General features: G+C 65.2%; 23 protein-coding genes. 8 read left to right on the forward strand and 15 right to left on the reverse strand.

Translation table 11 applies throughout. The annotated features are described in order from the left end of the window. Positions 1-971: AI-2E family transporter (locus tag FHX47_RS09180; protein ID WP_343064358.1), on the reverse strand; the 971-nt coding region annotated here is incomplete at its 3' end. Between the two features lie 201 nt (positions 972-1,172). Between FHX47_RS09180 and FHX47_RS09185 the strand changes: the two genes are divergently transcribed. Beyond that, a complete protein-coding gene (locus FHX47_RS09185; protein ID WP_183358640.1) occupies positions 1,173-2,582 on the forward strand; it encodes an ATP-grasp domain-containing protein in 1,410 nt (469 codons plus the stop codon). 16 nt (positions 2,583-2,598) lie between these two features. On the opposite strand, the gene FHX47_RS09190 is transcribed toward FHX47_RS09185, so the two are convergent. The 8 genes from FHX47_RS09190 to FHX47_RS09225 all read right to left on the reverse strand — a co-directional run bounded on the left by FHX47_RS09190 (position 2,599) and on the right by FHX47_RS09225 (position 12,390). Next, entirely contained in the window at positions 2,599-4,044 is a 1,446-nt protein-coding gene (locus tag FHX47_RS09190) for a flotillin family protein (protein ID WP_183358641.1), read from the reverse strand. A gap of 187 nt (positions 4,045-4,231) precedes the next feature. Then, the gene (locus tag FHX47_RS09195; RefSeq protein ID WP_246328149.1) at positions 4,232-5,437 is read right to left on the reverse strand and encodes a phenylacetate--CoA ligase family protein; all 1,206 of its coding nucleotides are present in this window, start codon (positions 5,435-5,437) and stop codon (positions 4,232-4,234) included. Positions 5,438-5,452: 15 nt separating this feature from the next. After that, on the reverse strand, positions 5,453-6,295 hold the full coding sequence (locus tag FHX47_RS09200; RefSeq protein WP_183358642.1) for an ABC transporter ATP-binding protein: 843 nt from the start codon (positions 6,293-6,295) through the stop codon (positions 5,453-5,455). After that, entirely contained in the window at positions 6,292-7,482 is a 1,191-nt protein-coding gene (locus tag FHX47_RS09205; protein ID WP_183358643.1) for an ABC transporter substrate-binding protein, read from the reverse strand. The genes FHX47_RS09200 and FHX47_RS09205 overlap by 4 nt, the downstream gene beginning before the upstream one ends. 54 nt (positions 7,483-7,536) lie before the next feature. Continuing rightward, entirely contained in the window at positions 7,537-8,598 is a 1,062-nt protein-coding gene (locus FHX47_RS09210; RefSeq protein ID WP_183358644.1) for a branched-chain amino acid ABC transporter permease, read from the reverse strand. A gap of 5 nt (positions 8,599-8,603) precedes the next feature. Continuing rightward, positions 8,604-9,476, reverse strand: a complete 873-nt coding sequence (locus FHX47_RS09215; RefSeq protein WP_183358645.1) for a branched-chain amino acid ABC transporter permease — start codon at positions 9,474-9,476, stop codon at positions 8,604-8,606. Continuing rightward, entirely contained in the window at positions 9,473-11,512 is a 2,040-nt protein-coding gene (locus FHX47_RS09220) for an AMP-binding protein (RefSeq protein WP_246328150.1), read from the reverse strand. Before FHX47_RS09220 ends, FHX47_RS09215 begins: the two co-directional genes overlap by 4 nt. Before the next feature lie 2 nt (positions 11,513-11,514). Next, positions 11,515-12,390, reverse strand: coding sequence for an ABC transporter ATP-binding protein (locus FHX47_RS09225; RefSeq protein ID WP_343064359.1), 876 nt, complete (start codon positions 12,388-12,390; stop codon positions 11,515-11,517). A 111-nt stretch (positions 12,391-12,501) separates the two neighbouring features. Between FHX47_RS09225 and FHX47_RS09230 the strand changes: the two genes are divergently transcribed. Then, on the forward strand, positions 12,502-13,251 hold the full coding sequence (locus FHX47_RS09230) for a helix-turn-helix domain-containing protein (protein ID WP_183358647.1): 750 nt from the start codon (positions 12,502-12,504) through the stop codon (positions 13,249-13,251). Continuing rightward, positions 13,244-15,184, forward strand: coding sequence for an AMP-binding protein (locus FHX47_RS09235; RefSeq protein WP_183358648.1), 1,941 nt, complete (start codon positions 13,244-13,246; stop codon positions 15,182-15,184). Before FHX47_RS09230 ends, FHX47_RS09235 begins: the two co-directional genes overlap by 8 nt. Here the strand turns inward: FHX47_RS09235 and FHX47_RS09240 are convergent. Both FHX47_RS09240 and FHX47_RS09245 read right to left on the reverse strand, forming a co-directional pair. Further along, positions 15,153-16,220 carry a glutaminase gene (locus tag FHX47_RS09240; protein ID WP_183358649.1) on the reverse strand — a complete coding sequence of 356 codons (1,068 nt, stop codon included), beginning with the start codon at positions 16,218-16,220 and terminating at the stop codon, positions 15,153-15,155. The two genes, FHX47_RS09235 and FHX47_RS09240, sit on opposite strands and share 32 nt — an antisense overlap. A gap of 38 nt (positions 16,221-16,258) precedes the next feature. Beyond that, on the reverse strand, positions 16,259-17,704 hold the full coding sequence (locus FHX47_RS09245) for an FAD-dependent monooxygenase (protein WP_183358650.1): 1,446 nt from the start codon (positions 17,702-17,704) through the stop codon (positions 16,259-16,261). Between the two features lie 151 nt (positions 17,705-17,855). Here FHX47_RS09245 and FHX47_RS09250 point away from each other — a divergent pair, with 151 nt between their 5' ends. Continuing rightward, positions 17,856-18,200, forward strand: a complete 345-nt coding sequence (locus FHX47_RS09250; protein WP_183358651.1) for a DoxX family protein — start codon at positions 17,856-17,858, stop codon at positions 18,198-18,200. A 205-nt stretch (positions 18,201-18,405) separates the two neighbouring features. On the opposite strand, the gene FHX47_RS09255 is transcribed toward FHX47_RS09250, so the two are convergent. Both FHX47_RS09255 and FHX47_RS09260 read right to left on the reverse strand, forming a co-directional pair. Next, positions 18,406-19,575 carry a trans-sulfuration enzyme family protein gene (locus tag FHX47_RS09255; protein ID WP_183358652.1) on the reverse strand — a complete coding sequence of 390 codons (1,170 nt, stop codon included), beginning with the start codon at positions 19,573-19,575 and terminating at the stop codon, positions 18,406-18,408. A gap of 9 nt (positions 19,576-19,584) precedes the next feature. Then, positions 19,585-20,529, reverse strand: a complete 945-nt coding sequence (locus tag FHX47_RS09260) for a formylglycine-generating enzyme family protein (RefSeq protein ID WP_183358653.1) — start codon at positions 20,527-20,529, stop codon at positions 19,585-19,587. 87 nt (positions 20,530-20,616) lie between these two features. Here FHX47_RS09260 and FHX47_RS09265 point away from each other — a divergent pair, with 87 nt between their 5' ends. From FHX47_RS09265 to FHX47_RS09275, 3 genes are read left to right on the forward strand one after another with little or no spacing between them, the layout of a single operon-like run. After that, a complete protein-coding gene (locus tag FHX47_RS09265) occupies positions 20,617-21,699 on the forward strand; it encodes a type III polyketide synthase (protein ID WP_183358654.1) in 1,083 nt (360 codons plus the stop codon). An 11-nt stretch (positions 21,700-21,710) separates the two neighbouring features. Beyond that, positions 21,711-22,403: a methyltransferase domain-containing protein gene (locus FHX47_RS09270; RefSeq protein ID WP_183358655.1), complete on the forward strand. Its 693-nt coding sequence runs from the start codon at positions 21,711-21,713 to the stop codon at positions 22,401-22,403. 48 nt (positions 22,404-22,451) lie between these two features. After that, positions 22,452-23,579: an FAD-dependent oxidoreductase gene (locus tag FHX47_RS09275; RefSeq protein WP_183358656.1), complete on the forward strand. Its 1,128-nt coding sequence runs from the start codon at positions 22,452-22,454 to the stop codon at positions 23,577-23,579. A gap of 27 nt (positions 23,580-23,606) precedes the next feature. Here the strand turns inward: FHX47_RS09275 and FHX47_RS09280 are convergent, their stop codons facing one another. Beyond that, positions 23,607-24,464: a UbiA family prenyltransferase gene (locus tag FHX47_RS09280; RefSeq protein WP_183358657.1), complete on the reverse strand. Its 858-nt coding sequence runs from the start codon at positions 24,462-24,464 to the stop codon at positions 23,607-23,609. 83 nt (positions 24,465-24,547) lie between these two features. Between FHX47_RS09280 and FHX47_RS09285 the strand changes: the two genes are divergently transcribed. Then, entirely contained in the window at positions 24,548-25,144 is a 597-nt protein-coding gene (locus tag FHX47_RS09285; protein ID WP_246328151.1) for a small multi-drug export protein, read from the forward strand. Here FHX47_RS09285 and FHX47_RS09290 read toward each other — a convergent pair. Beyond that, positions 25,141-26,277 carry an LLM class flavin-dependent oxidoreductase gene (locus FHX47_RS09290; protein ID WP_183358658.1) on the reverse strand — a complete coding sequence of 379 codons (1,137 nt, stop codon included), beginning with the start codon at positions 26,275-26,277 and terminating at the stop codon, positions 25,141-25,143. The genes FHX47_RS09285 and FHX47_RS09290 overlap by 4 nt on opposite strands. Between the last annotated feature and the right edge of the window lie 5 nt (positions 26,278-26,282).

Here is a 26,282-nt window from a genome sequence, read left to right on the forward strand (position 1 = left end):
AGATGCAGCGTCTGAGCCATCACCACCGGCTGCAGGAAGTTGCTTTCCAACTGTTGGACCAGGATGACAGCGGCGAGCACGATCACTGCGACGATCGGACCGTTGGCGACCAGGGCCACCAGGGTTGCTAGGGCTCCGGCGATCGTGGCGCCGACGATCGGGATGAAGCCGCCGAGGAAGACGACCACACCCAGCGGAAGTGCCAGTGGCACCTGCAGGACCAGCAGGGCGATGGTGATGCCCACGGCATCGACCGCCGCAATGATGGCGGTGCCGCGGATGTAGCCGCCGAAGGTCTGCATCGCCTTATCGCCTGAAGCGATCCAGTTATCGCGAAAGTGCAGCGGTGTCCACGAGATGAAGAACGCCCAGATGCGGTCGCCGTCTTTGAGGAAGAAGAACAGCATCACCAGCAGCAGCACCAAACCGGTGATGAAGCTGCCTGCGGCACTGAGCGTCATTGCCGCGCCGGTGCCGAACTGGGAGCTGGTCAGGAAGGAGGTGACCGTGTCGATGGCCCCATCAATCTGCTGCTGATCGATGGTGATGCCCATAGTGCTCATGATGTCTTCGGCGACCTGGCGCAGCTCATTGAAGCCCTGGACCGCCTGGTCCACCAGGGTCGACCACTCATTGATCACGGAGAAGACCAGAGCGGTCCCCACTCCCCCGAGCACCAGCAGGGAGCCGAGGAAGACCGTCCATGCGGCGAGCATCTTGGGCATGACCCGGCGCGTCAGTCTGACCAGGGGCCAGAGGGCGCAGGCAAGGATGATGGCGATCAGAGCGGGGATGACCACTACCGTCAGGCGCAGCAGGGCGAAGATGAGCAGACCGGCCACAGCACCGACCAGCAGCAGCTGCAGCGCTCGGACCCCCAGCCGACCCAGCACATCTGTCCACAGGCCAGCAACAGTGAAAGTCGGACGCCGGGGAGCATTGACTGTCACGTCGGTCGGTGTATCCGCCACTGGAGCCTCCATCAGGTCGGTGGTTGAGGAGTCTCAGCCTAACGATACAACTGATCCAAGGCGCAGGGCACGCATCACTGGAATCCGCACCCACCAGACGCCAGGCCCCTGACCACACCTCGTTCGGCAAGCGTCAAGGTGCGGGAGGAAGTGTGATGGTGTGCAATGGCTGACGCGGGCCGAGCAGAGGAGTCCTCACAGATGACGTATTCGTGGCCTGATCATTTCCAACCCGCCGTCGTACGGGAGGCTTACCGCAGCAACAGTCTGCTCTCCAGCTACTGCATCGCCGTGGAAGCGTGGCGTCGAGGACTGCGGGTCACGTTCAAGGACCCGCGCCTTGCCAGGTTTGAGATCCACGACGGCGCCAGAGGCATCGACTTCAACTTTTCCAGACCGAGCACACTCACAGCCGACGACGCGGTCAGGCTGACCCACGACAAGTACGCGACCACCGAAGCCCTGCGGGCGGCAGAGGTCGCGTGTCCGCTGTCGATTCCGTTTGAGTCGGCCCAGTCATCGTTCGCGCAGGTGGCAGAAGCGGCTGATCAGGTGGGATATCCGGTAGTGATCAAGCCCAGAAGAGGGTCCCGGGGCCGAGGTGTGCTGGCTGGAATCGCTGATGAGGAGGAGCTGCGCACCGGCTATCAGTGGCTCACCGAGGAGTTCCAGGTTCGTGAGTTCGTGCTGGAGAAGCACTTCGAGGGCGGTGACCATCGGGTCTACGTCGTCGGAGACGAAGCCGTCGCGGTCGGCGTGAAGGTTCCGGCCCATGTGGTCGGAGACGGTCGGCATACCATCGATGAGCTCATCGACCAGAAGAACCAAGACCGCAGCAGCAACCCCTACCTGGGGCAGGCACCGATCGCACGCGACTACGAAGTCGACTCCTACATCGGCTGGCAGGGCTACACCTACGACTCAGTTCTCCAAGCTGGTGTCCACCTGCGGCTGCGGGGCAAGGCCAATGCCAGTGCGGGCGGAGACTTCCACGACCAGACCGAGGTGCTGCCAGATCACATCAAGGAGGCAGCCGTTCGCAGCGTCGCAGCGATAGACGGAGTGGTGACCGCGGGGGTGGATATTCTCTACGACCCCGCCAAGCCCCACGGCGAGGACTACGTGGTGATCGAGCTCAATGACCGCCCACATATCGGTCTGAATATGTACCCGACTCACGGCACCGGACGCGACATCCCCGCCGCCATTGTGGATGCGCACTTCCCCGACTCCCGCCGGCTCGAGGTGGCAGGACTTCAGACCCTGTCGATCAACCTCGAAGCGACCACAGCGCCCCTGCGGAACCGAACCGCTGAAGAAGTGGTGGTCCGCCGGCTGCCCGAAGACGGGCTGCCGGTGCGCAGGACGTTCCTGATCAACGAGTTGAACAAGCTGACCGGAAACCAGCGGAACCGGCTGATGGCCGCCAGCAGAAACACCGAGGTCTCCGGCGCGCTGAACGAACAGCACGGCGTCATGGTCCTGGGAGGCACCGAAGCCGCCCTGGAGACGTTCTGCGAACGCGTGTCCGCGATCACTCAGTGTTCAGTCACCGAGGACTCGGACTACTGGGACGGGCCGATGGAGCTTGGGTTCGTGCTGAGACGCTGAACTCATGACGCTGGTCTCACCCAGTCTCGACGTCGGACGCCTTGTCCGGCTGCTCGGTCCTGCCGTCGTCGTTGTTCGGCTCCTTCGGTCCGCCGAGGTGAGCTTTGTGCTCACCGGTATCGGCGTCGTTGTTGGTTCGCATGGCCTCAGAGATGAACTGGTGCAGATCCAGTCCAGTGGTCGACTTCACCATGTCGAAGGTCTGGGCGATGCCTGAGGAGACGTTCTGGCTGAGCTTGGACTCACCGTCGGAGGAGACCACGGAGAGGGATTCGATGCTGCTGTAGGGGGCTGACACCTCGTGGGCAACCTTCGGCAGCGCTTCCAGGACCTGGGAGAGCACCGCAGCCTCATTGAACTGCTTATAGGCCTCCGCCGATGCCTGCACCGACTCGGCCTCAGCACGGCCCTTCTCCGCAATGGCGCTGGCATCGGCCCTGCCCTGCTCCTGAACTGCTTCAGCAGCATTGCGGGCCTCGGCAAGCTCAGCCTGCGAGCTCTGCTCCCGCTCATAGCGCTGAGCATCCGCACGCCGCTCGGTGGCATAGCGCTCGGCGTCGGCCGGCTTCTGCACCTCGGCGATGAGCTCACGTTCGCGCAGGTCGTTATTGGCCTCAGCGATCTTCTGCTGCTCGTCGAGGATCCGCTGCTGCTGCTCGGTGCGGGCCAACTCATCTGCGGCTTCAGCCTCGGCCTTCTGACGAGCCGTCTCACGCTGAATCTCGGCCTGTCGAAGTTCAAGCGCCTTATTCGACTCTGCGACGGATTCGGCGTCGGAGTTCTGAGCCTGAGTCGACTCACGCTCTGCCTCTGACTCGGCGATCGAGGCGCGTTTGGCCGCCTCCGCTGCCTCGGGCCGCCCCAGGTCCCGAAGATACTCACCCTGGTCGTCCTCAATAGAGATGATCTGGAAGGTGTCGATCACCAGACCCTGGTTGTTCATCGACTCGCGCGCATCGTGCTGAATCCGCTCTGAGAAGGTCTTCCTGTCCTTCAGGACCTCCTCCACCGTGAGCGTGCCCACCGCCGAGCGCATGGTTCCCGAAAGGACCTCACCGGAGTAGTTGTCGATCTCAGCCTGCTGGTCCAGGAACCGCTGGGCAGCTTTGCGCACGTCATCGACCGATTCGCCGATCTTGATCTGCGCGACCCCGCGCAGCTTCAGCGGGATGCTGTTGGAGCTCAGCGCCTCTATTTGGATGCTGATCTGCCGCGATGACAGTGAGAGCGAATGAGCTCTGTCGAACAGGGGACGGATGAATGCGCGGCCCCCGACGACGACGCGTGAGGCGGCTTCTAAGTCGATGTCACCCTCTGCGCCCCGGCGTTGGGACCGCCCGGTGATGACCAGTGCCTCGTTCGGTGCCGCCACCCGGTAAGAACGGCGAAACATGATGTAGCCGATCAGCAGGACAATGATCGCGACGGCGGCGACCACTCCTACCGTGATGAGCGTGTCCATTGGAGTCTCCTACCTCGCAGCCGGGGCCGTTTCTCAGTGCCTCAGGGCATTGCGCTCATGATGGTCTGCTGACCACGGCGGCACAGCCGCCTGCACTGGGTGCCATCGTACTGGTCGCTCAGCTGAAGGAGGGCCGGGTTTGCGCCCGGCCCTCCTCTTCGATCCGCGTGGTCGCCCAAGGATTCGTTCAGTCCCAAGAGCGCTGATCGGCCAGAAGCGGGGAATCGGCCGGCAGCTCGGCTACCTGCCGAACCTCGGCGCTGAAGCGCAGCGCTGCGCGAATGCGTTCGCTGAGCACCTCGTCGAGATCCGCGCCTGAGGTGCTGACGTATTCGCACCTCACCTCGTCGCGGTGGTTCTGCCGGGTGATGACGAAACGGAACTCGGCCAGTCCCTCGACGCCGTCCAACGCCGTTGCCGCTTGGCGAGGGTGTAGGAACATGCCGCGCACCTTGGTCGCTTCGCCGCTGCGGCCCAAGATTCCCGTCAGTCGTCGACGTCCTTGGTCGTCCGTGACGACAGCACCATGTTCATCGGTCACCCACGCAGAGAGATCCCCGGTGCCGAATCGCAGCAGAGGTGCAGCCCGACGCGCCAGGGTCACCACCACCTCCCCCTCACCGGTCGCCAACGGAGCACCGGTGCTGATGTCGCACACCTGGACATCGATCTCGTCGCCTTCGACCATTCCGGGGCCGGAGCCGTCCTCGTATGCGATCAGTCCGGCCTCTGCTGAGCCGTAGGCCATGCGCACAGTCGGCACCCATTCCTGCAGGACCTTGCGCAGGTCCTGCGGCAGCGGCTCTGCGGTCACCAGCGCATAGCGCACCGGGAAGTCTGCCGGAGTCCCGCCAGCCTCGGCGACGATGTCGATCAGCGCTTTGAGATAGCTGGGCAGCCCCACGTATCCGCGGACGTCCAAGTCCTGGATCGCCTGGACCTGCAGCTGCTGGCTGCCGATGCCGGCCGGCAGGACAGTGGCCCCGGCAGCGACCACAGCTTCGTCGAACATCGCCCCGGCCGGTGAGAGATGATATCCGAAGCAGTTGATCACCCGGTCTGCTGGCTGCAAGCCGGCACTGCGCAGCGCCTGGGCCCACCGCCATGGGTCCTCCCCCGGTGGCTGCACCTCGTAGATGGGCCCGGGGGACTGAAAAATCCGCTGGGGGGTCCAGCGGCGCCCGTGGGCCGCGCGTGCTGACACCAGGTCGTCCTTGGGCTGGACGGCCAGTGCGTCGAGCTGCCGAATATCAGCTACCTGTGCCGCATCGAGGCCCGCATCGGCGAATCGCTGCGCCAACGATGGGTCCTCAGCGACGAGCTCACCCAACAGACCGGAGAGCCCCTGTGGGTGCCCTGCCGATGAGGCGCGGGGCTGGCTGTTCTCACCCATAGTCTCCACCTTCTCTCAGAGCCACCGTTTGCGGCGCTTATAGTGTTTGACATCGCGATAGCTCTTCTTGCCCTGACCGTCGGCAGTCATCCCCAGGTAGAACTCCTTCACATCGGGATTCTCCGCCAAAGCATCAGCGGATTCTTCCAACATGATCCTGCCCTGCTCCATGATGTAGCCGTGGTGAGCGACCTTCAGCGCGACCTTCGCGTTCTGCTCAACCACCAGCACGGTGAGCCCGGTCTCGGCGTTGAGCCGAGCGATGGTCTCGAACGTCTCCTCCACCAGCAGCGGTGCCAGCCCCAGGGACGGTTCATCCAGCATCAGCAGCTTCGGTCGGGCCATCAGGGCCCGGCCGATCGCCAACATCTGCTGCTCTCCGCCGGAGAGGAAGCCTGCGGTGCGCGAACGGATCGCGGCCAGCTGGGGGAAGAACTCGTAGACGAAGTCCAGCTGCTCGTTGCTGCTGCGCTGCGTGTAGGCCCCGGCCTGGAGGTTCTCGGCGATCGTCAGATGCGGGAAGACATGCCGTCCCTCCATGCAGAGGCTCAGCCCCTGCTTGACCCGTTCGGCGGCGTCCATCTTGGTGATGTCCTGACCGTCGAAGATGATCGAGCCCGAAGAGACTTCGCCCTGCTCACTGGGGAGCAGACCGGAGACTGCTTTGAGCGTCGTCGACTTCCCCGCTCCGTTGGAGCCGAGCAGCGCCACGATCTTGCCTTCTGGAACATCCAGGGACAGCCCCCGCAGAACCAGGATGACGTCGTCGTAGATCACCTCGATGTTGTTGACCGAGAGCAGGCTCTGCGCCTGAGGCGACCCGGGGCGCTGCCCGGCTGTCACAGTCTGTGCGCTCATGGCTGCACTCCGGCTTCGACCTCTGTCATTTCACCGTTCTCCACGGTGTAGATGCCCGAGGATGAGGAGCCGCGGTGCGATTCGGTGCTGAACTCCACCGGGCCCTCACCGATGACCTCGCCGGTCTCGATCGGCCCCATCGTCTCCAGCGATTCGCGAATGTTGGCGCCGGTGAGGTCATTGCCCTCATCTAAGGTGTGGCGGATGCCCTCTGCCATGATGTGCATGGCATACCAACCCTGCACGTAGCTGACCACCTTCTCGTCAGGATTTTCCCCATTGGCCTCGACGTAGTCCACGATCTGCTCGTGACCCGGCTTCTCGGCCGCGAGCGGGGCGATCGGCTGGATCATCATGTGGCCCTCGGCGGCCTCTCCGGCGGAGGTGATGAACAGCTCACTGGAGCACCAGTTGAGTCCGATGATCGTCTGGTCGCCACCCTGGTTCTCGATGTCCCGGGCCAGCTGCGAGCACGGAGCGGCGACGTCCTGGACCACGATGTAGTCGGCGCTGCTGACCTGGCTCAGCAGCCCGGCGAAGTTCGTGGTGCCCGACGGGATCGGATGCGCGGAGTACTCAATGTCGAATCCCTGCTCCTCGATCCATGCCTCGCCGTCGCTCACCGGTGAGGTGCCGAAGGGGGAGTCGTTGTGCAGCACGGCCACTTCCGCCCCGCCGCCAGACTCCTCGGCGACCCAATTCAGGGCGATCCGCATCTGATCGGAGTAGGTGGGCGCGATCAGGAAATTGTAGGGGGACGACTCAATGTCTGTCAGATCCTCGGAGAAGGACCCTGAGATGAAGGGCAGCTCGTCGTTGGCGACCTTGGTCCGAAGCGCCTCGGTATCGCCGGTGCCCCAGCCCATCACCGCAACCACCCCGTCGCTGACATAGCGGCGGTAGAGGTCCTCGGCCTGCGGAATCTCGTAGGCGTAGTCGTTGAGGTCAGCGTCAATCTCGCGCCCGTTGATTCCGCCGTCCTCGTTGATGTAGTCGACGTAGGCGGCGACCCCATCGCTGTACGGGGCGCCGACGTCGCCGGTGGCCCCGGACTCGTCCATGATGCCGCCGATCTTGATCGGGGCATCGGAGTCGGCTGAGGTGACATCGTCGCCTCCGCAGGCGCTGAGCACGAACGATCCGGCCGCCAGTGCGCCGATTACTTTCAGGTGTCGTGGGGTTTTCATTGCTGCTCCTTCAATGTGTGGGTGATGGCGAAGATGGTGGTGACCGGTGCCCGGTCAGTATCGGAAGGGCCAGAATCTGAAGTACTCCTTGATCCGCTGCCATATCCTGTTCAGCCCCTTGGGCTCGAAGATGAGGAAGATGATGATCGTCAGCCCGAAGATCGCGTGCTCAAAGGCCGGCAGCTGGTCACTCAGCACTGGGGCGACACCTCCCAGCTCATCGGCGAGCATGCGGCTGAAGACGGGCAGGAAGGTGATGAAGATGGCCCCGTAGATCGCCCCGGCGACGGAGCCGAGTCCCCCCACGATGATCATCGCCAAGTAGAGGATCGACACATCGAGGGTGAACCTCTCCCAGGAGATGATTTCGGTGTAGTGAGCCATCAGCGCACCGGCGAGGCCCACAAAGCCGTTCGAGACCCCGAATGCGGTGATCTTTGCTCGGGTCAGGTTCACCCCGATGGCTGAGGCCGCGATGTCCTGGTCACGAATCGCCATGAACGACCGGCCTACTCCGGTGCGGAAGAGGTTGGTCGCGGTCAGCGCGGCCAGGATGGTGATCACCGCCAGGATGATGTACCACTGCTGGTCGAAGTTTGCTCGACTGAGGCTGAATCCGAAGACCTCCAATCGCATGACGTCGACGAACCCCTCCCCCTCGGTGAGCCAGTCCCAGCGTCGAACCACGAAGACGATGACCGTTTGTGAGGCCAAGGTGGCGATGGCCAGGTACAGGCCCTTCAGCCGCAGCGCGGGAAGCCCGAAGATCATCCCCACTGCGGCGGTGAGCAGCACCGCGCCCATGATGGACAGCGGGGCGGGAACCCCCGCCCGGTCAGTGAGGATGGCGGAGGTAAAGGCCCCCACGGCTAAGAATCCGCCCTGACCCAGGGAGATCTGGCCGGTGAAGCCGACCAGGACGTTGAGTCCGATCGCACCGATCGCTGCGATGAGCGCAGTGTTGACCAGCGCCATCCAATAGTTGTCCAGCACGAGCGGCAGAACGATCAGCACCACTGCCAGCACGATCATCCGCACCCTCTGCGGGGTGGTGTTCCAGAGTCGCAGTTCCGAAGCGTAGGAGCGGTGATAGCGCCCTGTCTCTACAGCTGCCATAGCCATCAAACCCTTTCGATTCGCTTCTCGCCGAAGATGCCGTACGGGCGGACCAGCAGGACCAGCACCAGCACAATGTAGGGAGCCACCCCAGCGAGTCCGGGATCGAGATATCCGGCCGTGAACTGGGTGACCAGCCCAATCGTGAGACCGCCGACGATGGTTCCGGGCACCGAGTCCAGACCGCCCAGGATGACCACCGGGAAGACCAGCAGACCGAAGTTCACGATGCCCATCTCCACAGTGGTCAGGTCCGCCAGCAGAACGCCGGCGATCAGTGCGCTCACCGCTGCCAGGCCCCAGGACATCGCGAAGATGCGCCGCACCGAGATGCCGACCGTCATGGCTGCCTGCTCATCATCAGCGACAGAGCGCATGGCGATCCCGTGCTTGGACTTCTGGAAGAACACGGTCAGCAGAGTCAGCACCACTGCAGCCACCAGCAGCGTCCACAGCCGGTTGGCGGGGATCGATCCGTTGAGGATCTCCACCGAGCCGGTCGGGAACAGGTTGGGCATGGCGCGGGGCTGGGTCCCGAAGAACATCTGCACGATCGAACTGAGCACCGCTGCCAGACCGATGGTGACCATGATGATGGAAATGTGGCTCTGCCCCACCATGGGACGCAGAATGAGTCGCTCCACCAGCACACCCACGACGACGGCGACGACGACCCCGACCAGCAGCGCGATAAGTATCGGCAGCTGAAAGATCACGAAGGCGGTGTAGAAGGTGTAGGCCCCGATGAGCAGGAACTCGCCCTGGGCAAAGTTGATCACCCCGGTCGCCTTGTAGATGAGCACGAAGCCCAGGGCCGCCAGCGCGAGGATCGCGCCCTCGGAGAGCCCGTAGATGAGGAGTACGAGGAACTGAGTCATGGGCGTCCACTCCATACTTTGCGCTGCTTGGCGCCGGTGGGAATCGTGAAGGTGTTCAGGTCGAAGATCCGCAGCGGGATCGGGCGCTCAACGACAGAGCCGTCCTGGTAGGTCACCGCAGAGGTGATCGTCACGCTGTCCTCCTCATTGGCCAGCGCCTCGATCACCGGAGCGTAGCGGTCGGCGACGACGTTGCGCCGCACCTTGCGGGTACGGGTGATCTCGTCGTCGTCGGGGTCGAACTGTTTGTGCAGCAGCACGAATCGACCTACCCGGATACCTTCGCTGAGATCGGCATTGGCGGTGGCGATCTCGGTGGCGATGAGGTGGTAGACCTCCGGTTTGGCGGCAAGATCGGCGTAGGTGGTGAACGACAGTCGCTCATGCTCGGCCCATGCCCCAGACGTCGTCGGGTCCAGGGTGATGATTGCGCTGAGCCCGCGCGAGGCCTCACCGGTTTCGGGGCTTGCCGGGGCGTCGTCGACGAAGACCACCGCCTCCTCAATGTAGGGGGAGAACTTCAGCTTGTTCTCGATGAAGGCGTTGGAGAACAGGCTTCCGTCGGGAGCGGTCCGCACATCTTTGAGCCGGTCAATGACCACCAGCTGGCCGTCGTCGTCGAGGTATCCCGCGTCTCCGGTGTGCAGCCAGCCCTCCTCGGTGATGGCCTCAGAGGTTGCTTTGGCGTTCTGGTAGTAGCCCTTGAACACTGAGGGGGAGCGCAGCATGATCTCGGAGTTCCCACCAAAGTCGATTTCGGTGGATTCGATGGGCACGCCCACGGTCTCGAACTTCACCGCATCGTTGCGGTGCACCACGGCGATGCCGGTGATCTCTGTCTGACCATAGATCTGTTTGAGGTTGACCCCGATGGCGTGGAAGAAACGGAACACGTCCGGACCCAGGGGCGCACCGCCGGTGTAGCAGCGCTTCAGCCGCGTAAGTCCCAACTGTTCGCGCACCGGGCGTGTGGCCACCGCGTTGGCGAACAGGTTGAGCAGCTTCAACCAGGCCCCGGGCTTCTTGCCCTGGGTCTGCAGTGCGGCCACTCGGTCCGAGACGTCGTATCCCCACCCGAACAGCGAGCGCTTCACCGGACCGGACTCGTCAATCCTGACTTGGACTTCGGTGAGCATCGACTCCCAGATCCGCGGTGGCGCGAACATGAAGTCGGGGCCGATCTCGCGCATATCGGACTTCTGGGTTGAGGCCGCCTCGGGGAAGGAGATCGTCACCCCGAACGCCAGTCCGCAGGCCACAGCCAGCATCTGCTCACCGATCCAGGCGAACGGCAGCAGGGAGACGTATCGGTCCCTATTGCTGATGGGGTCGGCTGCGGCCAGATTCTCAGCCATCGACAGCAGGTTTGCGTGCGAGAGTTCGGCCAGCTTCGGCTTCGAGGTGGTTCCTGATGTGGTGCAGATGACCGCTGTGTCAGAGGGGCTTCCGGCCCCAACCTGCTCATCCAGCCAGCCAGGATGGTCGTTGCCCCAGGCCACTCCGCGATCTTCAACGGTGGTGAACTCCAGCAGGAGCGGCTCTGTGTACTGTTCCAAGCCGTGCGGGTCGTAGTAGATGACACGCTCGACGCCGACCTCCGGGTGGTCCTCGACCAGGGTCAGCAGCTTATCGACCTGTTCCTGGTCTTCGGCGACCACAATGCGGCTGTTGGCGGAGCTGATGATGTGCTCCAGCTCGGATCCGATCGAGGTCGGGTAGATCCCGACCACCGAGGCGCCCAATGACTGGGCGGCCAGTTCAGCGATGAGCCATTCGGGCCGATTGTCGCCAAGCACTGCGATGATCTCTCCGCGCTGGACGCCCATTTCGGCCAGACCATGGGCGAAATCGCGCACCCGTTGGCGATACTGCTCCCAGGTGGTGGGCTGCCAGATGCCGTAGCGCTTCTCCTGCATGGCAACGCTGGAGGAATGAGTCCGAGCCAGGCCGTCCAGTAGCTGCGGCATGGTCATCGTTGCGCTGGACCCTGAAACAGCCGCTTCAGGTGCCACAGTGGTTTCTGCTGTGGAACTCATCATCAATCACCTGCTCCCAGGTACGCCTCCACGACTCGCGGATTCGCCATCACCTCCGCAGGTGTGCCGTCGCCGATGATCTTGCCGAAGTCCAGCACGGTGACGCGGTCGGAAATGTCCATCACCACGTTCATGTCGTGCTCAATGAGCACCACCGAGACTCCCGCCAGTTCGTGGATGTCGAGGATGTAGCGGGCCATGTCTTCCTTCTCCTCGGAGTTCATGCCCGCCATGGGCTCATCGAGAAGCAGCAGGGCTGGCTGCATCGCCAGTGCGCGTCCCAGTTCGACCCGCTTCTGAATTCCGTAGGAGAGTGCACCCACCGGCTGGTTCCTGTACTCCTGAAGTTTGAGCAGGTGAATGACTTCTTCGACCAGTTCGCGGTGGCGGATCTCCTGGCGCTTGGCCGGGCCGAACCACAACATCGCCATGAACGGGTCCTTCAGCAGGTGAATGTGGCGGCCGAGCATGATGTTGTCCAAAACTGAGAGCTGATCGAACAGCTCAATGTTCTGAAAACTGCGTGCCACCCCCAGTCTGGCGACCTTGTGCGGCGCCAGCCGGGAGACGACCTTCTCGTCGATCTCACCGGCCTCCCCTTCGGGGCTCAGGCCCTGTCGGCCCTTGGCCTGCTGACGAAGCGTCACTGTGCCCTCGGTGGGCTTGTACAAACCCGAGACGCAGTTCAGCAGCGACGACTTTCCCGCCCCGTTGGGGCCGATGACGGCGTGGATGTTGCCTGATTCCACATTGATGTTGATGTCAGTCAGAGCCTTGACGCCGCCGAAGCGCAAGGACAGGTCGGAGACTCTGAGCAGAGTCTCCCCCGGCGGCAGCGTGCTGCCGCTGAGCGAATGCTGGTAAGCGCGTGTTCGCACGAACTACTCCTCATTTCGTGATGCAAGTCACTGCTGGCATGGACAATACAGCTTCACTATGTGAAACTCAATAGTGCCTGGAGAAAAGTGTTCTCAGCTTGGAGGCTGTATATGGCAGAGCCCACCGCCAGTTCCCGGGGCGGTCTCGGAACGATTCGCAATGCGACAAAGCTGCTGTCGCTGCTCGCCGAAGGGCCGGCGCTGCAGCATCTGACCGATCTGGCGGAACTCTCCCGAATGTCGGTACCAACCGTGCACCGGCTGCTGCGCTCACTCGTCCAGGCCGGCTACGCGGTACAGGACCCGGTGACCCTGCGCTATGGGCTCGGACCCGAACTCAGCCGACTGTCCTCGCACTATCGGAGCAAACATCCGGTGGTCAACGCGGTCTCCCCGTTCGTCGTGGCCCTGCGCGACCAGCTGCAAGCTACGATCTCGACCTCCATCCTGGTCGGTACGGAGCTGGTCTGCCTCGATCAGATCGATGCCGGGGATCGGGGCCCGTTCCGTGCGGCTCCCGGCTCGGCTCCGGCACTGAAATCCGCCGCCGGGCGGTTGCTGGCTGCGCGGGCTGACGACGATCATTGGCGCCAGATCCTGGAGAAGACTCCGGGCAATCTCGTCGAGACTGCCGGCGAAAGCAGACACGAATGGGCAGAGCTGGAGCATCTCTACGCCCCGGCTCCGGACGCGCTGCGCCCCGCTGAGGTGGCGGTGCTGATCAAGGATGCCGAAAACTCTGCGGTCGCCGCCTTGGCCGCAGACGTAGCACCCGGCAAGACACGTGAGGACATCGACCGGGTGGTTGAAGCACTGACCCGTACGGCTGTCTCCTGTGGAGGAAATCTTCGTCATGGCTGAACTCACGAACCAGGATCTTCCCGACCGGATGAAGCAGATCTGGCAGCCGGTGGTCGACACTCTGGATTGGCACCGCGCACCGGATGTCTACTGGCAGCCGCGCCGGGAAGGGCGGCTCGACGGCGAGTGGTTTCCCGCAGCTGCCATCGACCCACTGTGGAACCTTCTGGGACGCCACCAGGAGGCTGCCGCTGGCCGGATCGCCATTCACTGGGAAGGCGAACCCGGTGACCGCACGACGCTGACCTACGGTGAGCTCGAACGTGAGGTGGCGCTGATGAGCTCGGTCCTGCAGGACCTGGGGGTCGGCGCCGAGGACACTGTGGCCATATACACCGGCTGGCAGCCCGAGACTGTGGTGACTCTCTTAGCCTGCATCGGGCTGGGCGCGCAGTGGATCATCGTGCCGATGTCGATCCACAGCGAAGCGCTGGAAGAGCGGCTGGCACTGATTGCGCCCAAAGTTCTGGTGACTCAGGACGGCGCGTGGCGACACGGGACCGTGCTTCCGCTCAAGAACTGGGCCGATGATGCCCTCGGCGCCTCCGACAGCGTGGAACACACCATCGTCATCCGGCGCACCGGCATGAACGTGTCATGGTTCTCCGGGGACCACTGGTACCACGAGCTCATGTCCGGCCGGCTCAGCACCTCCCCCAAATATGCCCATCAGCAGGACAGCTCACCTCGGACGATCAGCACGATCAGAGACCCCGACGACGTCATCTGTGCCATGCAGGTCGCCTCCTCCGACACTCCGCCGGCGATGACCCAGCACCCCACCGCCGGGGTGCTGGTCAGTGCCGCCTCCTTCCAACGATCCATCGCCGCCGACGGTCCCCTGTGGTGCGCCGGCAACATCGCCTGGGTGGTCTCCACCTGGCACGGGCTGCTGGGTCCGCTGCTGTTCGGCCATCAGACCGTCATCTATGAAGGCACCCTCGATGTTCCCAGCAGCAAGCGCGGCTGGGAGATCATCCGCCGGTACAGCGTCGGGACGCTGGTCACCTCGCCCTCGGTGATGCGCACGATCCGCTCGTGGGCCGAAGAGACTCCCCGCGAAGCCGCCGACCTCTCAGTCGCCCGGGTGGTCACCGCCGGCGAAGCCGTCGAACCCGAACTGCGCTCCTGGATGCGCTTAACCTTCGGCAGCCTGGGAGCCGAAGTTCTCGACGGGTGGGGCCAAGTGATGATCGGCGGCATCGTCCAAGTGCAGGGCGGAGCCACCCAACTGCCTGATATCGGACCACGGGTAGCCGATGAGGGCGGGGAGACCGACCGCAGCACGGGCACCGGTGAGCTGGTGCTGACCCACCCGTTGCCAGGAATGGTGACAGCTGTGGAGGGCCCCGACGCCGATGTGATGCTTGGCAACTACGATCGCCGCGGCCCGAACACCTACTCCACCTCCGACGTCGTCACGATGACGGAAAATGCTTTTGTCCATCACGGCAGATCAGACTCCCTGGTGTCTGTCTCGGGTCAGCTGATCTCGCTGGATGCGATTCGCCGGGTGATTCTGGATCATCCCTTTGTGCGCAGAGCAGAGGCGACGACGCTGCTCGACTCAGGGGTCAAGAAGGAGATCATCGCGGCTGTGGAGCTGCAGATTGCCGATGAACGAACCTCAGAGGTCTCCAATGGGCTGGACCCTGCTCCGGCAGCCCAGACGCCCAGCTTCTCCGATCGCGCGTCCGAGATCGCAGCTGAGATCATCGGCTCCGTCCACAATGTGATTGGAGGACTGGCGACGCCGCAGACCATCATCTTCGTCGATACGCTGCCCGCCAGTTCGCGCAAAATGCTGGCAAGCATAGACAGCGCGCTGCTGCTCACCGATGCCCAGGCGGCGCACCTAACGTGGAAGGAGATCACCGAGGGGACCCGCACTGAGGAACTGCCTACTGGGGAAAACTCTGCAGAATCTCGGTGACATTGCGGCGCTCCCTGGCCATCAGGTGGAAGTCTAAGTCGTGGGAGAGTCGCTGGAACATCTCGACACCCTGCACGCTGTTTCCCTCCTCGTCCAATCTCGGCGCAAAGGACGCCAACCCCATGCGGCCTGGCAGGACTCCGATGATGCCCCCGGAGATTCCTGACTTGGCAGGGATGCCGATCTGCGCCAGCCATCGTCCTGATCCGTCATACATTCCGCAGGTTGCCATCACGCTCAGCGTCTGGCGTGCCGCATGGTCAGACACCACCCGCTGCCCCGTATCCGGATTCAGCCCGTGGTTGGCCAGGGTCGCCGCCATACGAGCGATGTCTTGCACGGTGACCAGCACCGAGCACTGCTCGCTGTATCCGTGCAGCACCTCCAGCGGCTCACGCGCCAACACCTGGTGTGACTTCAGCATGTTCGCAATGGCCAGGTTTCGGTAGTCCTGACGAGCTCCGTGCTCCGCAAGCTCCTGATCGACCTGCAGCTGACGAGCAGCGAACGCACTGAGCCCGGCAAGTATCCGCGCAGAACGTCGTCTGGCCTGCTCCGCACTCGAAGGTTCCTGGCCATCGCCGTCATGCTGGTCATCACCCTCATGCGACCGGTGATCCCGGTAGTCGACCAATTGGTGGGTCACCAGAGCACCGGCATTGATCATCGGATTCAGCGGCCTGCCGGTCCCTCCTTCGAGAGAGAGCTCGTTGAAAGCTTCTCCCGAGGGCTCCTGTCCGACCACCTCGTTGATTCGATCGAGCCCGACGTCGTCGATGGCTAAGGCGTAGACGAACGGTTTGGAGATGGACTGCATGGTGAAGAGATGCTCGTTGTCCCCTGCGGAATACTCCGCCCCATCGGGGGTCACCAGCGCTAAGGCGTGCAGGGCCGGGTCGGTGGACCCGGGCGCCGGCAGATCCGCAGCCAGGGAGCCCGAGGTGTCCTCTCCGCAGTCCTGAAGCACCTGCCGCAAATACCGTGCGACGGCGCTGGACCCTTCTGCCTGCTGGCTGTTCACCGGTGAGCTGGCCATCTCACCAGCATATGCACCCAGGTGCCATCCGCGCTGGGTCAGGCCCAGAAGGGGTAGTCGCTGAGGTCTCCGATCCAGCCGATGTAACCATCGGGTCTGACCAGCACCGGTTCATCGATTTGAGCCGATTCGTTGACCTGGGCCTCAGGCTGCACCCAACGGACATGGCGTGGAAGGCCATCCGGCTCCTCGGTGGAAACCACGGCGAAGTCTCCCGACGCCAGCACCTGGTGCATCCGGCGGTCGGCCAGTGACAGGGCGGCCGCTCGGCGTCCGACCCGCCGGTCTGCCCCTTTCGGCGGCTTGTACCGCAGACTGAGCCCTGAGACGGTGCCGGCCGCGTGATCGGCGGCGGCAGGCACCGACGCCACCAGCCGCCCCAGCATGTTGCGCGCGGTGCGCCCCAGAGGCGATTTCATCGTCGCCATCCGCAGCAGCGCTCCGCTGGTGCGGATCACTTGAGACCCCACGGGGCGGCGCTCGGCCTGATAGGTGTCGAGAAGTGATTCGGCGGCCCGGCCCCGCAGAACGGCTGCCAGCTTCCAGCCCAGGTTGGCCGCATCCTGGATCGCCGCGTTCATACCCAGACCCCCGGCGGGGGAATGCACATGCGCGGCATCCCCGGCGAGGAAGACCCTGCCCACCCGGTAGGCCGCGGCCAGTCTTTCGTCGCTGTGGAAGCGGGAGAGCCACCGTGGGCTGTGCATGCCATGGTCAGTGCCCAACGTCAGCTCCGCGACCCAGCGCACCTCATCCAACTGCACCGGCTCGTTCGGCTCAGCCTGGCTGCCGCGTCTCCAGGCGATCACCCGGTACCACCCGTCTCCGAAGGGCACGACGACGGTGAAGCCCTCCCCCACCGCAGTCATGGCGAGCCGTTGCCGCGGCGGGTCGGTCATCCGCACATCAGCCAGCATGATGGACTTCAGGACCGACTTACCGGGAAAATCAACACCGATGTGACGGCGGACAGTGCTGCCGACGCCGTCCGCCCCCACGGCGTACCTGCTCCGAAGGTCGACGGTGGAGCCGTCCTCTCGGCGGGCGCGGGTGAGCACCTCGTGGTCATCCTGAGTCAGCGTCATCACCTCAAGGCCGCTGAGGAACTCCACGCCTGCGGCCACCGCCCGATCCCGCAGGACCTTTTCAGTCTGCGACTGCGGGGCGATCAGAAGGTAGTTGAACCGGCTCGGCAGCCGTGCAAGGTCAACGCGCACCGCGTCGAACAGCCGCACCCGCTGCACGCGGTTCCCCGTGCTGATCAGGTCCTCAGCAATGCCGCGGATGTCCAGCTGCTCCAACGTTGCGGCGTGAACCCCGAAGGCCCGCGTCACGTTGGGGTCGCTGTGCCGGCGTCGTTCTGCCAGAGCGACTCGTACCCCCGCAGCGGCCAGATCCGCAGCCGCCATCAGGCCCGTTGGACCGCCTCCGACAACCACCACCTCATAGAACACGGCGTCTCCGGAATGGTTCAGCGATGGCATCGGTCATGTCGACTCCTCTGCTGCCATTCTGAGCAGACGGCCTCCCAAAAGCAACGGTTCCTCCGCCCCAGGGCGCTTCGCTACTCTGGTCACACGACGTTCACCGACGGCTCCCACGAGAGGACCCAGTATCAACCAGCGAGCCTATGCGATGGCCGGGCTGCTCGGCCTCGCCGGAATCACCCACTTCCTCCGCCCCGAGACGTTTGACTCAATTGTTCCGCCCCAACTGGGGAACCCACGGTTCTGGACCTATGCCAGTGGGGCTGCCGAACTCAGCTGCGCCGCTATGCTCACCGTTGCCGGCACCCGGCGAGTCGGCGGGTTGTGCACCGCTGCTCTGATGGTCGCGGTCTATCCGGCCAATATCTACACCGTGAAGAAGGTCTGGCACAGCCCCAAGGGTCGGGCCGTCGCTCTTGCCCGGCTGCCGCTGCAGGTTCCACTGGTCCGAACGGCCTGGAAGATCGCCGACGACGCCGACTCGACGAAATGAACGGCACGGCCCCGCCGAACATCGCTGCAGACAGGAAAGAGCCCCGGACTGATCAGCGTGAGGGGGACGCACTAGAACGATCAGCCCGGGGCTCTTCACTCACTCGCACCTTGAGGAGCTGCATTCCACTATAAGCACGATCCTTGACAGTAAACCCCGCAGAACGTGTGCATTTGCTGAACACGGTTTCTTCCGTCGTCGGCGCTCAGCTCAGAGCGCGGTCCAAGTCGGCGATCAGATCTTCGGGTGCCTCCAGGCCGATGGAAAGCCGCACGACGTCGGCACTGGGGCGAGCCTCCGGTGTCACGGGCCGGTGGGTCAGGGCCGCCGGATGCTGGATGAGGGAGTCCACCCCGCCCAGCGAGACCGCGTGGGTGAACAGCCTGACACCGCTGGTCAGCTTCTCGGCCGCCGAGTAGCCGCCGCTCATCCGCACCGCGACCATGGCCCCGGGCCCGCGCATCTGCCCGGCGAGCACCCCTGCCGACTCACTATCGGAGCCCGGGTAGAACACCTGGTCGATCGCATCGTGGGTGCCCAACCAGTCGGCGACCTGCTGGGCGGTCTGCTGCGCCCGGTGAACCCGCATCGGCAGCGTCGCCAGACCCCGGTGCAGCAGATACGCCCCCATCGGGTGCAGAATTCCCCCGGTCACCGCCCGCACCTGCCGCAGCTGGACAGCAGTCTCCTCACTGCAGGCGATGACACCGCCGACCACGTCACCATGGCCTCCGATGTACTTGGTCGCACTGTGCAGCGACATGGTGGCCCCGTGGTCCAGAGGCTGCTGCAGCACCGGAGTGGCGAAGGTGTTGTCCACCAGCACCGGCACACCCCCGGCCTGTTCGACCACCTCGGCGATGCTGACCAGCTCCAGGGTCGGGTTCGCCGGAGTCTCCAGGATCACCAGTCCGGTGTCTTCGCGGATCGCTGAGGAAACCTCGTCGACGGCGCAGTAGGTGGCCTCGGTGCCGAGCATGCCGGTGTTCAGCAGATGGTCGGTACCGCCGTAGAGGGGGCGGACCGCGACCACATGCGGCTTATTCTGGCCGGTGCACATCGCCAGCAGAGCCGCCGATACTGAGGCCATCCCCGAGGCGAACGCGACGGCCGCCTCAGCGTTCTCCAGAGTGGCCAGCCCTGATTCGAAGCGCGCGACGGTCGGGTTCCACAGCCGGGCATAGACCGCGCTTCCCTCAGCGGGCTGTCTGCCTCCGGTGGCCATCGTCTCGTAGGAGTGTCCGCCGGCTTCGATGTCCGGCAGCGGGTTGGTGGTGGACAAGTCGATGGGCAGGGCGTGGACGCCCCAATCGGCGAGCTCCTCGCGACCGGCGTGCACCGCCTGCGTTTCTATGGTGTGTGACTCAGACTGCATAGGAGCAGTCTAGGGGTCGAAGGCCAGGCGGAACCCCTGGTTTCCTGAACTGCTGTCGGCGTCGTTGCTGCTGCGGGCGGCCACCCGGTAGCGGTTGCAGTAGGAGTGGTGGCACATGTAGGAGCCGCCGCGCATCACTCGGCGCACCTGCGACGCCGGTGCGCGGTGGGCCGTGGGAGCATCCGTGGACCAATCGTCAGCGCACATCTCCCAGACGTTGCCTGCCACATTGTGCAGCCCATACCCATTGGGCCTGAAAGCATCCACCGGCGCGGTGCCGCGGTATCCGTCCTCGACGGTGTTCTTCGAGGGAAACCTCCCCTGCCAGATATTGCACCGGTGCTCGCCGTCGGGGGTGAGCTCATTCCCCCATGGGTATCTGGCCTGCTCCAGTCCGCCGCGGGCTGCGTACTCCCACTCGCGCTCAGTGGGCAGGCGCCCTGACGCCCAGCTGGCGTAGTGTTCGGCGTCGCGCCAGGAGACGTGGACCACCGGGTGATCCAGCAGATCATCCACCCCGGAGCCGGGGCCTTCGGGCGCGCTCCAGGCAGCGCCGCTGACCGCACACCACCACGGCACCTGTTGGGGCCTCGGGGAGGCGGCCCGCAGCCTGGCCGGCAGGAAACTGGCGACGACGAAGGACCAGCCGTACTCCTCGGCTTCGGTGGTGTATCCGGTTTCGTGGACGAAGCGGGCGAATTCGCGGTTGGTGACGGCGAAGCGGCTGATGCCGAAGGCCTCCACCTCGACCTGCCGGACCGGGCCCTCGCCGTCGTGGGGGTTCACGTCGTCGTCCTCACTGCCCATCCAGAAGGTGCCGCCGGGAAGCTGCACCACATTGTCAGCAGGCTGCGGGCCGGGGCTCTGGGTAGGGTCATCTGCAGAGACCGTGCCCGGACGTTCAGCTCCTTCAGGCGCCGAGACTGACTGCCGGGTCGCCGCGCAGCATGACATGAAAAGACGCTCCTGGATCTGCCGGATATACCCTGACGATCACTCACGGTAGCACTGCGGCTGGACCCGCCATGATTTAGTAGGAGCATGCCTGCGCGCATCGTATCCATCGGCACGGCCACGCCTGAGACCGCAGTCTCGCAGCCCGTTCTGCGCGACTTCTTCGCCGCGCAGCCGAGCGCAGACAGGATCACCCGACGCTACATCGGCGCAGCCTTCGACGCCGCAGCGATCCAGACCCGCCACACTGTGCTGAGCGGCTGGGACGGATCCGGTGATGGGGTGTTCATCGACGACGACGGCGCCCTGCTGAGTCCGACCACCGGCACCCGCAATGAGCTCTACCGCCGCACAGCCCCTCCCCTGGCGGCGGAGGCTGCCCGGGCGGCACTGGCCGAGGGCACGATCACCGCCGAGCAGGTCACCCATGTCATCTCCGTCTCCTGCACCGGCTTCTTCGCACCGGGCATCGACTACCGGCTGGTGCGTGACCTCGGCCTGGCCGAGAACGTCGAACGCAGCCACCTGGGGTTCATCGGCTGTGCCGCCGCGCTGCCGGGGCTGCGGCTGGCCTCCCAGATCACCCACGCTCACCCTGAGGCAGTGGTGCTGGTGGCCTGTGTGGAGCTGTGCTCGCTGCACATTCGCGACAGTTCGGAGACGGAGCAGATCGTGGCAGCCTCGGTCTTCGCCGACGGGGCGGCCGCCGCCCTGGTGACCGGCGATGAGGCGGTGGGGCGCGCCGGCGGGCTGGTGCTGGACCGTTTCGCCACCGCCCTGACCGAAGAGGGCGAATCCGATATGTTCTGGACGATCGGCGATCACGGGTTCCAGATGAGGCTCTCCGCGGAGGTGCCGCGCATCATCGGACGCGAAATCCGCGACGCCGTCGACGTCTTCCTCAACGATGAGCCGCGTCCGGAGACCTGGGCGGTGCACCCCGGCGGGCGCAGCGTCCTGGACCGGGTGGAGGCCGGCCTGACTCTGGAACCGGCTGCGCTGGCCGCCTCCCGCTCGGTGCTGCGGGACTACGGCAATATGTCCAGTGCCACGATCCTGTTCATTCTGCGTCAGCTCATGGCCGACCCGGCCGTCAGCGGGCGTCTCGCGGCCATGGCCTTCGGCCCCGGGTTCACCGTGGAGTCCGCCCTGCTGCGCAAGAGCGCCTGAGCGGCGGCGCGATGAACCTCTCGGCCCGCGATGAGCAGCTGCGCGAACTCATGGACGACCCGGACTGCGACCCGCAGCGCCTGCACGCCACACTGCGCCGGTTCGGGATCGTCAACCGGCTGGTGGCCGGCTGGGGCAGGGTCTATCGAACCCGGCTGCGGGATGTACTCAGTCGCCTGGACCGGCCGGCACGCGTGCTGGACCTGGGCTCCGGCGGCGGCGACGTCATCGCGCACCTAGCCGGTCTGGCCGCCCGGGACGGCCTGCGTGCGCACTTCACCGGGGCTGATCCCGACCCGCGGGCCCACCAGATGGCGACCAGCAGGCAGATCCCCGGGGCCACCTTCCGCTGCGCCGACGCTGAGGAGCTGCTGCGCCGCGGGGACTCCTTTGACGTGGTGATCTCCAACCACGTCATCCACCACCTGGGTGCCGCCGAGCTGCAGACGTTCATCGCCGCCTCACGCCGGCTGGCCACCACCACCGTGCTCCACGGCGACATCGCCCGCGGCAGGCTGGCCTACGGGCTCTTCGCCGTGGGGATCACACCGCTGGCACCGGGGACGTTTTTGCGCACCGACGGGCTGCGCTCCATCCGCCGCAGCCACCAGCGCGCAGAGCTCGCCGCTGCGCTGGGCACCCCGTGGAGCGTCACCCAGCCGACGCCGTTTCGGCTGCTCGCCCAGGGGCCCGGCCTTGGGTGAAGATGACGCGCTCGGGTGAGGTGACCGTCTTGGGTGGGGTGATGATGCGTGCCTGAGGTGATCGTCATCGGCGCCGGCCCGGTGGGGCTGCTGATGGCAGCTGAGCTGCGCCGTCGTGGGGTCAGTGTCGAGATCTTGGAACAGCGCGCAGCAGCGGGCCACGGCAGCCGGGCCATCGGTGTCCATCCGCCGGTGCTCGCCGCCCTGGAGGATTCCGGGCTGACGGCGGCACTGTTGGAGCACGCACTGCGGATCCCGCGGGGCGAGGCCCGCTCCCAGGGACGGGTGCTGGGCACGGTGCGGTTCGACCGGCTCTCCACCCGCTTCCCCTTCGTCGCCACGCTGCCACAGGCCGCCACCGAAGAGGTGCTCGCCGCCGCAGCCCCGGAACCTACACGTGGGGTCGGGGTCACCGCCATCCGGTCCGCCGAACACCACGTGCAGCTGCAGACTGAGAAGGCGGAACGCCTGGCCCCCCTGGTGGTCCTGGCCGGAGGCGCCCGCTCACGCGACATGGTGTATCGCAGCACGACGGCGCACACCTACCGGGACCGATACCTGATGACCGACGCTGATGTCTCTGATGAACACTACCCCCACACCGCCGTGGTGCACCTGGATGCGGCCGGGGTGCTGGAGTCCTTCCCACTTCCGGGGGGCCGTCGGCGATTCGTCGCCTGGGACTCCCCGACCGGCTCTGCGGGCCCGCAGCATCAGCGTGAGCGCCTGCAGCAGGCACTGGCCCTCCGCGGAGTGGTGGGCATGCGTGAGGGGGAGGCCACCCTCACCACAGGCTTCGGGGTCCGGCGGTTCGTGGCACCGCAGATGCGCAGCGGCCGTTTGTTCGTGATCGGAGATGCGGCCCACGAAGTGAGCCCGATCGGCGGGCAGGGGATGAATCTGGGCCTGCTGGATGCGCTCACACTGGCCCCGCTGCTGGCTTCGTGGGTCCGCACCGCAGTCCCGCCGGAGGCTGCGCTGAAGCAGTGGGAAAGGGCTCGGGTCGGGTCGGCCCGCAGGGCTGCTTCGCTGGCGGCGCTGAACACCCGACTGGGCCGGCCTGCCCCGGCAGCGGTGGATGCGGCCCGGCGCACGGGGCTGCGCCTGATGCTCGGCCCAGGTGCTCACCGCCTGTTCACCCGCGCCTACGCGATGGGCTTCGACGCCCACGGCTGAGCTCTGGTCAGCCGGCTTGATTCTGCTTCACTCGGCGAGGGATCCGCCGGTCAGCACCAGCTGCATGGCCAGCAGGCCGGCGGAGAGCATCACCAGGCGGAACAGCACTCGGCCGGATCGGCCTGAGCGCAGCAGAGCCAGAGTCAGCACAACGACGAGGACCACAAGCCCAAAGAACACCCAGGAGAGCACCGGCACATGCCCAAGCTGGCCGCCGGCGGGACCGAGAGTGACTGCGAGCGCCCCTGCCAGAACTGCTGCTGCGGCCAGCGCTGCGGAAAGCCGACCCCCAAGCCGGTGCGGCAGGCCCCGTATGCCCGTGGCAGCGTCGTCGTCGAGGTCTGGCAGCACGTTCGTCAGGTGCACTGCGGCACCCAGCGCCGCCCCAGCGATCCAGGCCCAGGCCGCGCTGAGCTGCGGCTGGGCCAGGGAGAGGGTGGCGAAGGACGGAAAGACCCCGAAGGCAAGGAGGAACGGCACAAGCGACACTGCACTGGCCTTCAGTCCCAGGTTGTAGGACCAGGAAGCCGCCAGCAGCACTGCGTGGGCGGCCACCAGGCCTACCCCCAGCGGCGCCGAGAGCAGCAGCGCCAGAACCAGGCAGGTCAGTGCCGCAGCCCAGGCCGCGGTACGGCTGACCTCGCCGGCGGCGACGGGCTTGTCGCTGCGGCCCACAGCCCGGTCGCGGTCGGCGTCGAGCGCATCGTTGGAGATGCCCACGGAGAGCTGGCCAGCGAAGACCGCGAGGGCCAGCGTCCCGATACGCCAGAATTCGGCCCCAGCAGCCACGGCGAGCGCGGCGGCGAGCAGGGTGACCACCAGTGTCGGCCCCGGGTGGGATGAGCCCCACAGCCCGGAAATCACCCGTGCGCGCCCAGCAATCATGGGGTTCAGTCTCTCACCAGCTGCCGCGAAGATCGCCCCCAGGGCTGACGCGTGGGGCGTCGTCGTCCGGAAGAATGATTCCCATGATCGAGACCATTGGTGTATTCGCCGAAACTATGACCACCATGACATCGGCTCAAGGCGGGCTCAGCGACCCGGCAGAGCTGCTCTACCCGGAGGACACCTGGATCGGGCAGCTGCGGCTGTGGGTCGACGGGCTTCCGGCGACCCTGCAGTGGTTGGGTCTCATCCTGATTTCCGCGATCCCGTTCGTCGAGTCCTACGGGGGCGGCTTCATCGGTGTGATCGCCGGGATGCCGGTCTGGGCGGCGATCATCTCAGCGGTCCTCGGCAACGCGCTCTCGGTGGCGATGCTGGTCTACGGGGCGCATTGGATTCGCACGCAGTTGCTCAAGCGCCGCAGACCCAAAGAGGCGAGCGAGCGTCAGCTCAAACGCCGCGAGAAGGCCAAGCGGCTCTTCGACAAGTTCGGGGTCCCCGGCGTCTCGCTGCTGGGTCCGATGGCACTGCCCAGCCAGTTCACCGCACCGCTGATGGCCTCCTTCGGTGCCAACCGTCACCTGATCATGCTGTGGATGAGCGTCTCCATCATTGTGTGGGGCGTGGGCTTCGTGCTGCTGGGAATCGGCTTCCTCAACCTGATCGCCGGCGCTGCCTAGGCCTGTTCGGCGAGCTTCTGAAGCACCAGGGGTTTGACCTGGGTGCCGTAGAGCTCGATGGAGTTCATCATGTGTTCGTGGGCCAATGAGGCGTTGCCGTACTTCAGGCTGAACCGGCTGATGCCCAGCGCCTTCTGGGTGCGCACGATCTTGTCCGCGACAGTTTCCGGGGATCCGACGAAGAGGGCGCCGTGGGTGATCTCCTGCTCGAACTGGTCCCGTCCCGGGTAGCCGCCGCCCCAGCCGCGCTCCTGGCCGATTTTTCCCATCGCCTCCGCCCAGGCCGGATAGAAGATGTCTTGGGCCTGTTGGTCAGTCTCGGCGACGAAACCGTGTGAGTGGCTTGCGACACGGCGATCGCTGCTGTGGCCGAACTCCTCCAGCGCCCGGTAGTAGAGGTCCACGAAGGGCGCGAACCTGCCCGGTGCCCCGCCGATGATGGCAAGCTCCAGCCCCACCCCGTGTCGTGCGGCGCGGATCACTGAGTTAGGGGTGCCGCCGACCGCAATCCAGGTCGGCAGGCCGCCGTCGTGATCTGTTTTCGGATAGATCTGCTGGTTGTTCAGCCCCGCACGGGTCTCCCCGGACCAGGTGACCGGGCCCTCCGAGCGCAGCTTGACGAAGAGGTCGGTCTTCTCTTCGAAGAGCTTCTCGTAGTCGCCCAACTCATAGCCGAAGAGCGGGTAGGACTCGATGAAGCTTCCGCGTCCCAGCGACACTTCCGCCCGGCCGCCGGTGAGCCCGTCGATGGTCGCGAAGCGCTGATAGACCCGGACCGGGTCGTCTGAGGAGAGCACGGTGACCGCAGTGATCAGTTTGATCCGCTCGGTGGCAGCCCCGATGGCGGCCAGCACGACGTCGGGGGCGGACACCGAGTAGTCGGGACGGTGGTGCTCGCCGATGCCGATGACGTCGACGCCGGAGGCATCAGCCAGCTTCGCCTCGGCCAGGATATTGCGCAGCACCTCCGGGTGGGAGAGGCTGCGGGAGCCGTCGGGAGTGCGGGTGACGTCGCCGAAGGTGTGCAGGCCGAGTTCGAACTGGGGTGTGTAGCGTTCACTGCTCAGCGCCGTCTCACTGCTCGGCGCTTTTTCACTGTTCAGCGCTGTGCGGCGCTCATTGCTGGTGGTCATATTCG

Origin of the sequence: Garicola koreensis, assembly GCF_014195445.1 — a bacterium.
Classification (GTDB): Bacteria; Actinomycetota; Actinomycetes; order Actinomycetales; family Micrococcaceae; genus Nesterenkonia; species Nesterenkonia koreensis.